Annotated in this window: 10 protein-coding genes; 6 read left to right on the forward strand and 4 right to left on the reverse strand. The window is 65.3% G+C overall.

Translation table 11 applies throughout. The annotated features are described in order from the left end of the window. Positions 1–66: 66 nt before the first annotated feature. The 4 genes from B0G38_RS22750 (at position 67) to B0G38_RS22765 (ending at position 2310) form a co-directional block, all read left to right on the forward strand. Positions 67–681, forward strand: a complete 615-nt coding sequence (locus B0G38_RS22750) for a hypothetical protein (protein WP_264671583.1) — start codon at positions 67–69, stop codon at positions 679–681. 24 nt (positions 682–705) lie between these two features. Further along, the gene (locus B0G38_RS22755) at positions 706–1428 is read left to right on the forward strand and encodes a class F sortase (RefSeq protein ID WP_264671584.1); all 723 of its coding nucleotides are present in this window, start codon (positions 706–708) and stop codon (positions 1426–1428) included. Positions 1429–1747: 319 nt separating this feature from the next. Then, a complete protein-coding gene (locus B0G38_RS22760; RefSeq protein ID WP_264671585.1) occupies positions 1748–1996 on the forward strand; it encodes a hypothetical protein in 249 nt (82 codons plus the stop codon). Next, positions 1996–2310 (forward strand): hypothetical protein, encoded by a 315-nt coding sequence (locus B0G38_RS22765; protein WP_264671586.1) that lies wholly within the window; start codon positions 1996–1998, stop codon positions 2308–2310. Before B0G38_RS22760 ends, B0G38_RS22765 begins: the two co-directional genes overlap by 1 nt. Before the next feature lie 124 nt (positions 2311–2434). Here B0G38_RS22765 and B0G38_RS22770 read toward each other — a convergent pair whose 3' ends face one another. The 4 genes from B0G38_RS22770 to B0G38_RS22785 form a co-directional block, all read right to left on the reverse strand. After that, on the reverse strand, positions 2435–4051 hold the full coding sequence (locus tag B0G38_RS22770; protein WP_264671587.1) for a PQQ-dependent sugar dehydrogenase: 1617 nt from the start codon (positions 4049–4051) through the stop codon (positions 2435–2437). A gap of 10 nt (positions 4052–4061) precedes the next feature. Then, positions 4062–4937: a hypothetical protein gene (locus B0G38_RS22775; RefSeq protein ID WP_264671588.1), complete on the reverse strand. Its 876-nt coding sequence runs from the start codon at positions 4935–4937 to the stop codon at positions 4062–4064. A 406-nt stretch (positions 4938–5343) separates the two neighbouring features. Beyond that, a complete protein-coding gene (locus B0G38_RS22780) occupies positions 5344–6030 on the reverse strand; it encodes a TVP38/TMEM64 family protein (RefSeq protein WP_264671589.1) in 687 nt (228 codons plus the stop codon). A 144-nt stretch (positions 6031–6174) separates the two neighbouring features. Beyond that, positions 6175–7140 carry a GlxA family transcriptional regulator gene (locus tag B0G38_RS22785; RefSeq protein ID WP_264671590.1) on the reverse strand — a complete coding sequence of 322 codons (966 nt, stop codon included), beginning with the start codon at positions 7138–7140 and terminating at the stop codon, positions 6175–6177. Positions 7141–7269: 129 nt separating this feature from the next. Between B0G38_RS22785 and B0G38_RS22790 the strand changes: the two genes are divergently transcribed. Both B0G38_RS22790 and B0G38_RS22795 read left to right on the forward strand, forming a co-directional pair. After that, positions 7270–7908, forward strand: a complete 639-nt coding sequence (locus B0G38_RS22790) for an isochorismatase family protein (protein ID WP_264671591.1) — start codon at positions 7270–7272, stop codon at positions 7906–7908. Between the two features lie 178 nt (positions 7909–8086). Then, positions 8087–9154 (forward strand): LLM class flavin-dependent oxidoreductase, encoded by a 1068-nt coding sequence (locus B0G38_RS22795; protein ID WP_264671592.1) that lies wholly within the window; start codon positions 8087–8089, stop codon positions 9152–9154. Positions 9155–9245: the final 91 nt, after the last annotated feature.

A 9245-nucleotide genomic window follows, 5' to 3' on the forward strand; every position in this document is an offset into this window, starting at 1 on the left:
AATTACACCGCACGTATTATGCTCAGAAGCGCCGCCAGAACGGCGGCCTGATCATGCATCGCAGCAGTGGATTTCACCACGAAACGCGGAGAGCCCGTTTCCGGCCTGGCCGAAACCTTCAACGACGCCGCCTACCCGCACGTCCAGCACATCCACATCGCTGCCCAGGGCACCTGCCCCGGTCCGGAAGCAGATACCGACGGCGACGGCGTGGTCTCCACCACCGAAGGCCACCCCTTCTACGGCCACATTGGCACCACGCTGGCCACCTCGGGCGACACCAGCCCCGACGCCGGGCTGACACTCGAGGTCGGCGGCCAGGGCGGCGCCTACACCTACCACCGCACGTTCGAGCTCAACGCTGACACGGCCGCCGCGCTTGAGGCAGGCACCGCCGTCGTCGTTGTCCATGGCCTGGATCCGGCAACCCTGAGCCCGGAGGCCCAGGAGAAGATGAGCGACCTCGTTCCGGAGCTGCCGCTGGCCGCGACCTCGCCGGCAGCCTGCGGCACGCTCGCCGCCTCCCAGATGGGCGCAATGCCCGACGGCGCCCCGGACACGGGCGTGGAAGTGACGGAGAACAACACCACCGAGATGCTCGCGCTCGGCGGCGGCCTGGTGCTGGCCGCGGCGGCCGGCGGAACGTGGATTGTCCGCCGCAGCATGGCAGCCAAGTCCTAGGCACGGCAGGACAGCACACCAGCCATGACGATTGGTAGAAAAGGCCGCCGCGGACCAGCACTGCTGACCGCGGCGGCCGCCCTGCTCCTGACCGCCTGCGGCACCTCACCGCCCTCGAGCCCAACACCACCAACCCCAACAACGACGACGGCGCCCTCCCCCGCCTCTGACGCCACGTCCGGCGCTGGACGTGCAGCCGGCTCCCCAGCTGCGCCCGGCTCCCCGTCTGGCTCCGCAGCTGCCTCCCGTTCCACGCCGGCGCAGGCAGCGAAGCCAAGCGAACCGGCCGCCGAGCCTGCAGCCGCGCCGGTTTCGATGCAGATCGAGAAAATCGGGGTCTCCTCGGAGCTGCTCGACCTGGGCCTGCAGGAAAACGGCACACTGGAAGTTCCGCCGGAGGATGCCGGTGCCCCGGCCGGCTGGTACAACGGCTCCCCCGCGCCCGGGGATCCCGGACCTGCCGTGCTGCTGGGGCACGTGAACTCGCTCAGCCAGACCCCGGGTGTCTTCGCCCGGCTGCCGGAACTGACCAAGGGCGACGGCATCAGCGTCAAGCGCGAAGACGGCACCAGCGTGGCCTTCACCGTGGACCGGGGCGAGCAGTACCAGAAGAACCAGTTCCCCACCCTCGAGGTCTACGGCAACACCAAGGGACCGGAATTGCGCCTGATCACCTGCGACGGCTACAACCCGGACACCGGCATTTTCGAGGACAACTACGTCGTCTACGCCTCGCTCGCCGAGTAGGGAGAAGGGGCTAATCAAAGTGAGCTCGTTGAGCTCCGCATCGACCCGCAACAGGGCGCGAAGATCCAGCTACCTAGCCGCCCGACGCGCTGCTTGAACAATAGCCCGGTCGTCCACCATGTCGATCAAGTCTCGATGAACCGCATCTGTGATGTCATCCCACCTTCCACCGGTCATAACTCCCTCGGGATTCTCTGGTGCGGCGTCGCTGGACAAGCTCGAGCGCCGGCAGCGACGTAGGCGTCGCTGGAGGGTGACTTGCTTCTGTAGTAGTTTTGTAGTTGTGGAGGCGGTAGACTGGCAGCATGGTGCGCAGCACATGTGGGAGCGCCACCAGGTCGCGGTATCGGAGGCCAACGAAGCGGTCGCCGATATCGAAGCTGTGTGGTTCGACCCGGACCCTCACAGTCGCTCCGGGCGGGGTGTACGGGTCATCGGCTACAGCTTCAGCAGGCGGGCGGTGCTCACGGTCATCCTCGTGCGCCGCGAGGACGGTGCGGGTTACTGGGGCGCGAACGGGTGGGAAGCCAACCGCTCCGATCGGCGCCGGTATGAAAGGGGCGAATAATGAGCGTCAAGCATGAAGTGGCGGCGGTGCAGGCCGAATCCGAGGCCAGCAGGGAAACCCCGCTGCCCGAACACGTGCACGGGCGGCGGCGCGGCCGTTCGGTGGTGCAATCGGTGCGCCTACCGGAAGCTGAGTTCGCCGACATCGAGCGGCTTGCCGCCGAACTCGATGTGCCGGTCAGCGCCTTGATCCGCGGCTGGGTCCTGGCCGGGCTCGCGGACGAACGCAGCACCTCGCTGCGCAGCGCCATCGAACGCCTCGCCGGAGACGCCGACCGACTCCGCCGACTCGCCGCCAACAGTGACGTAGCCTGATCTCCACCCCAATGCGTGGCACCACCGGATAGACATGGCCCCGCTGGTCGAACTGGAATCCGGGGTATACGAACGCGTTAACTCCTGTTCCATCTCGCGCCGGGATAGCGGACGTCGCTCTCGTTCATTTATGGCTGCTGCCCAGGAGTTTGCGGATGGAGAGAACGACGAGGACGGCAGCGGCCGAGCCAGCGAGGGCAGCCTTGATCGCGTAGGAAGGTACGCGTTTGGGGGCGGGCGGCTTATCGCCCGGAGGATCCTCGGACCGTGAAATCCGCCAGAGCGTGCCGGTGCCTTCCCAGACTCTGACACCGCCTTTTTCCGGAGCGATGGAGATTTCGCCGAAATCCACCACATACAGGGCGCCGTCCGGGCCGAACTGGCAGTGTGAAGGACGTTCCATGCCGGCATGCGGCAGCCGTGAGGCAGGTCCGTCGATCCGGTTAACGGCAAAGTCGAAGACCTCTTGGGTGGCCATGTTTACGCGCACGACTTTGAAACCTGACGGTGCCTTCAGCCGCGCCGTGACCGGGGTCAGGTCGCCAAAGAGGGCGACGAACGCGCCTCCCTCGAACCCGAATGCGGGGTCGCGGCAGAAGTCCACTCCGTTGGGGCCCGAGTGCTGCGGAAAGTTGGCGAACGGTTTGGGCGGATCGGGGTCCGGGTGCTCTGCCAGTACTGGTTCGCGGCCTCGGCCGCCGGTGCCCCAGCGCGGGTCATCCAGCCGGATGCCGCTGGCGAAGTCCGGCCATCCGTACCATCCGCCGTCGAAAATTTCGTAGAAGTCCTCCAGATCGCCGATGATGTGCCGGTTGTTCCGCTCGTCGATGCCGTGCTCGGTGGCAAACAGCCGCCCATCGGGTGAGAAGGCGATGCCGTAGGGGTTCCGCAGCCCCCACGCGACGAGCTCCAGATCCGTCCCGTCTGGGTTGCACCGCAAGACGGATCCGTTGCATTTGACGTTCCCGGGGATGAGCTGCCCCGGCTGGGTCTCGGTACCGAAGGGGACGAACGCGCCGGTTTTCACTTTCCTCATAGGGTTGCCGAGAACATCCGGCATTTCGTAATTGTGGCCGGCCAGGACGATGTCGGCACCGGGCACGTCATGGCCTTCCGGGAACCTCGGCAGCCATTCGTAGGCGTAGTTGTCCGCCCCGACTACTCCGGTGTTGGTATACGTTCCCTGCCCGAAGTACAGCTTGCCGTCCGGACCGGCGACCGGATAGTTGCTTTGGTGGTCCCCCCTGCCGGGCAGCCCTGTCACGACGTCCTCCAGCCGTCCATCCGGAGTGATGCGGGACAGGGTGTCGGTGTTCATCAGGTAGAGGTTTCCCTCGTGCCAGCACGCGCCGGTCACGGCTCCGGTCATGATCCAGCGTTCCTGGGGCAGCTCGAAGAACGTCTCAGACTCCCCTGTGTCGGTATCGACCCTGAGGATACGCGGCTTCGCCTCGATCTTGTGACCGCACTCGATCACATAACAGTTGCCCTGGTCATCGAAGCAACAGTGGACGGGCGCGTTGAATCCGGTTGCGACGACTTCGGCCGTGAAACCCCGCGGCAGGAGGACATCCTGCGGCCGGTGGCGGCGGGAGCGGCGGCGGTGCAGGTGGATCCGTTGTGTTAGCGGTGCCAGCGGCGCATACATCACCGCCAAGGCAGTGTCGACCATCGGTGCCTGCCGCAGACGCTCAAGGAACGTATCCGGGCCGGTTTCACGTCCATGCTGCCTGACAGCCATCATGCTCTCCTTACTGCCGTAGTCCCGGGAGCGGCAGGCGCCATAGCCGTCCCGTGCCAGCGGCCGCCTCCACCCCCTGAGCACTCATCTCGAAGGTGCCGAAATCCAGGATGTACGCAAATGAGCCGCACACACGAACGTCAATGGGCCGCTGCAGGGGCGCCCCTGAGTAGAGCGGCAGCAACTGCCAGGTAGCCGTGTCGACCAAGGCAATTCCGCGGCCGACCCGGGGACCGTCCGGCGCCGTCATGGGAACCTCGTCGCCGAAGAGCGCGACGATTAAAGACCCCTCGTATCCGCTGCCGGGCGGGGCCAGGTCGAACTTCACGGCCGCTACATGGGGTGGAAATTCCAGCAGCGCGGGCTCAGGCGGCGGGAGCGTTTCGTGGGAGTTCAGGACGAATTCCGGGTGCGGCCCGCGTTGCGGCGCAAACCGGGAGTCGGTGACGGGAACGCCGGCGACGTAGTCCGGCCATCCGTACCAGCCACCCGGGCGGACCTCGAACAAAGCATCGGGAGCACTGCCGATGGGCCGGCTGCCCCGGTCGTCGGCGCCTTGGTCAATGGCGAGCAGCCGCCCGTCGGGCAGGAAGCCGACACTGTAGGCATTTCGCAACCCCCATGCCACCAGCTCCAGGCCGCTGCCGTCCGGATTGCAGCTCATCAGCGACGCGGCTGCTGGCAGGCCGGCCGGGACTACTTGGCCCGGCCTGGTCTGCGTGCCGAAAGGAACGAACGCACCGGTCACCGCTTCGGCTCCTGGCGTCTGCGCGGTGGGATCCGCCGTCGTCGTATTTACGCCCGCGAGTGCTACGTCGAAACCCGGTATGTCGTGGCCGTGCGGCAGCTGGCGCAGCCAACCAACCGCGTAGGCGTCCAAACCCACTTCACTATGGCGCTGTTTGTCATGGCGCCCTGACTGAAATACAACCGACCGTCCGGGCCAACGGCTGCCATGTTCAGGTGATAATTTCCCGGCCCGGGCAACCCCTCCAGCAACACTTCCTGGCTTCCGTCGGGTTGCAGCCGGCTCAGCCGGGCCGGGTGTCCGCCTTCGGAGAGATACAGCACGCCGTCGTGCCAAGTAAGCCCGTTGACTGGCGCACGCAGATCCTCGGCTACGCAGGTCCGCCTCCCATCCGCTTCCAGCCGCAGCACCCTCCCGCCCGGAGGCGCACCGCCAAACGGCAACCCGGATTCAGCAACGTAGGCAGTCCCGTCTGCGTCGAAGGTGAGGCTGGTAGGGAAAGTGAACCCGTCCGCAACCAGTTCCAATGGGGATTCCCGGCCGCTCATCCGGATGCCTCCCCGCTGGCAGGATCGGCCTGGATGACAGCGGGTGCCTTGGCGCGCTGGCGGGAGCGAACACGTTCAACCAGCCACGTCAGCGCGGCGACCCCGAGGACAAGGGCAAAAACCAACGGGACACTGCCAATCCCTACGGCGATCGAACCGGCGACGGCATACAGGACGGCAGCCGGCACCGAGCCGAGAGCGGCCGCCAAGCCCACCCTCGGCCATGACATGGCCCGCGAGGCGCCAGCAAGAATGGCCGTGGTCTCGGCCAGCATAGGCACCGGGCGGGTCACCACGACCGCCAGCATGCCCCACCGCTCCAGCAGTGCGTCCGCGCGTTGCCGTTCGCTAGCAGGGACCAGTCTTTCCAGCAACGGTCCCCCGCCGCGGCCGATGGCGAACCCCACCATGGCGGCGCTGATGCTACCGACCAGCGACAGAACCGCCCCCAGAACGACACCGAACAGTGCACCGTGGGCGATCATTACCACGCTCGAGGGTACCGGCAGCACTACACACGCTATCAGCAACCCGACGCCAAGAACTGCTGCAACCATCGGGCCGGCACCCGCGAGGTAGTCGGACGGGTCGACCAACAGTGGTACTCCCGCCGCTTCAACCAGCGCGAACAGGGCAAGGAACACCACCAGCAACACGATCACGATAGTGAGGTAATGCCGCATCCCGTTTCCCCCCGACATTGCATCAGCAGTTGCCGCTGTCGATGGTGGCAGCGGGTCCGGTCACTCCTAGCACCAATCGTAAGTAAACTTATTACTTCTGTCGACAAGCCGCGTTAGCAAGCGGCTGCGTCCCGGCCTCGTTGTCTACGCCTCGCTGATCACCGGCGTCCGGGCACTGAAGCGCCGCCGGTACTCCGAGGGCGTCGTGGCATACGTGGACATGAAGTTCTGCCGCATGGTGATGGGGCTCGAGAACCCGCATTGGGCTGCGATCTGATCGATCGGAAGGCCCGTGACTTCCAGGAGCCTGCGCACCTCATCCAGGCGTCGCGCGCGAAGCCAGGTTGCCGGTGTTGTGCCTGTTGCCGCACGGAAGGCGCGGATGAAGCTGCGGCGGCTCATATGCGAGGCGCGAGCAAGATCGTCAACACTGATCTTGTCGCCGAGGTGCTCGATCGCCCAGTCAAGGGCTTCCGCGATGGGGTTCGCGCCGCCGGGGTGCAGAATGGGCCGCTCGATGTACTGGGCTTGGCCTCCGCTGCGGTGTGGCGCGACGACGAGACTGCGGGCGACGTGGTTCGCTGCCTCCGCTCCGAGGCGGGAACGGACAATGTGCAGGCATGCGTCGATCCCCGCAGCTGTGCCGGCGGAGGTCAGCACGTCTCCGTGATCGATGTAGAGGACAGTTCGGTCCACCGGGATGTCGGGGTAGTTTTCGCTGAACGCGTCGAGTGCGTGCCAATGCGTGACGGCAGGGCGCGCGGCGAGAAGCCCGCTGTCGGCGAGCGCGAATGCCCCGAGACAAAGCCCGACGACGGTGGCGCCCTGTCCATGCGCTTGTTGCAGCGCGCCGGCCAGTTGCACCGACGGACGCTTTCCGTCCTCGCCCCAGGACGGAATGACCACAACGTCGGCAGCAGCCGCGGCGTCGAGTCCGGCCAACCCGCCGATCTGGTAACCCTCCGCCGTGCGGATGGCATCGCCGTCGTCGGTAAACAGAATTGTTTCCCAGTCGGCCAGCCCCTGCCGGGTCACTTCCCCGAACACCATCTGCGGTACGGCGAGGTGGAACATGGTGACCCCCTCGAAGGCGTAGACAGCGATCCGCACACGCATCACCTCCTGGTTGGCCTGTTTCCATCGTTTATGTGCACTTGTGCCAATTGTCGCACGAATGTGGGTCGGACAGACTGGGGAAGAGCGTGAAAACCGCGCCCACCAACCACCCAGGAGGTAGACATGACGGCTCCCCGTCGCGCCCTGATTGTTATCGATGCCCAGCAGGAATACTTCACCGGACTCCTGCCCATCCAGTACCCGCCGCGGGAGGAATCGATCCAGCGGATCGCCGCCGCCATCGACGCCGCAGAGAAGGCGAACATCCCGGTGGCCACCGTCCAGCACTCGGCCGGCGACGAATCGCCCGTATTCAACCCGACGATGACCGAGTTCCAGCTTCACTCCTCACTGGAAGAACGCAAGTCCGACGGGTGGAAGTCCGTGGTCAAGCAGTACAGTTCCATCTTCCCCGGCACCGGCCTGGTGGAGTGGCTCCGGGAGAACGGGATCGACACGATCACGCTCGTCGGATACATGACCAACAACTGCATCATCGCCTCCGCCAGCGACGCTGAGATCCACGCGTTCAACACCGAGGTCCTTTCGGACGCGACCGGTGCCATCAACATCTCGAACAGCGCCGGCACCGTCGATGCGAAGACCGTGCACACAACCCTGATGGCTCTGCTCAACTCGAACTTCGCCGCCGTCGCTTCCACAGATGACTGGGCCGCAGCCGTCGAGGCTGCGCAGCCGCTGGGCAAGAGCAACCTGGTCGAGTCCGCGGCCGACGGAGCCGCGGCCGCGTTGGCCCGCTAATTACCTGAACCACCAGGAAGTTAGCGCCTTGCGGGCGTCGCTGTTTCAAGAAGCGGCGCCCGCAAGAAACTTCGAGCACTGCATTGTCTCACGGTACAAGTTGCCTTTTACTGTGAAGACAGGATAGCCTCAGGGTCACGCTAAAAGAGGTCTACATCCGTGAGAAGTAAGGTAGTTCATGAATCGCCCAGCCCCGTCCGGCACCGCCCCGTTTGTCCTGTCAGTACTCGATAACGCGCTAACCGGCGTCGGCCACTCTGTGCAGGAAGTATTCGAGGATGTCATTTCGCTGGCGCAGTTGGCCGACCGGCTGGGATTCCACCGGTTCTGGATATCCGAGCACCATGCCATGCCCGGAGCTTCGACGTCGTCACCTCAGCTCATGGTGGCCCGGCTGATCGGCGAGACCGAGCACATCAGGCTCGGTGCGGGCGGGATCATGCTGCCCAACCACGTGCCCCTGATGATCGCCGAGCAGTTTGGAATGCTCAAGACGCTGGCCCCGGGACGAATCGATCTCGGCCTTGGACGCGCTCCCGGCACCGACGGTGCGACGGCGGCGGCACTGCGCCGGCATCACACGGCGAACGATGAGTTCCCCGAGCAGATCGAGGAACTGCTCGGATTCATGGGCAACGACTTTCCGCAGGGGCACCCCTACCAGCATGTGCACGCGGTGCCGGGACCCTGGCAAGACGAGCAGAACAAGATCCCGCCGACCAAGACCAGCCCTGATGTCTGGATCCTGGGTTCCTCGATCTACTCCGCACACCTGGCCGCGCGGCTGGGCCGGCCGTACGCTTTCGCGTTGCAGTTCGGCAGCGCCGACGTCCTCAATGCCATGCGGATCTACCGCGAGAACTTCCGCCCCTCCACATTGCTGGACGAGCCGTACAGCCTGGTCAGCGTAGGAGCGATCGCCAATGACGATCCCGCCGAAGCACGGCGCCAGGCGGCAACCACGGCCATGGGCATGATGCGCATGTTCAAGCAGCAGGGCTTCTCCATCCTCCATCCGAAGGACGTCGAAGACTATCCGGCTACGTTCCCGGAGCGGCAGTTCCTCGACGAATGGACCGACCGCACCCTTCATGGAACCGCCAGCGAAGTTGCCGAGGGACTTGAAGAACTCCACGAGCAAACCGGCGCCGACGAGCTGATGCTGGTTACCGGAGGGCACTCACGCGCGATCCACGCGCGCACCGTCGAGCTGGTCGCCGACCACTACAACCTGCCCACCCGCTAGGAGCGTGGGTCATTAGCCGGCCGGTGGTTTAAAACGCCGGGTGAATTACCGGGTTCCGGGATCGGTGGCTGGAAGAATCGTGGGTATGGAT

Source organism: Crystallibacter permensis (genome assembly GCF_025960875.1).
Taxonomy (GTDB): domain Bacteria; phylum Actinomycetota; class Actinomycetes; order Actinomycetales; family Micrococcaceae; genus Crystallibacter; species Crystallibacter permensis.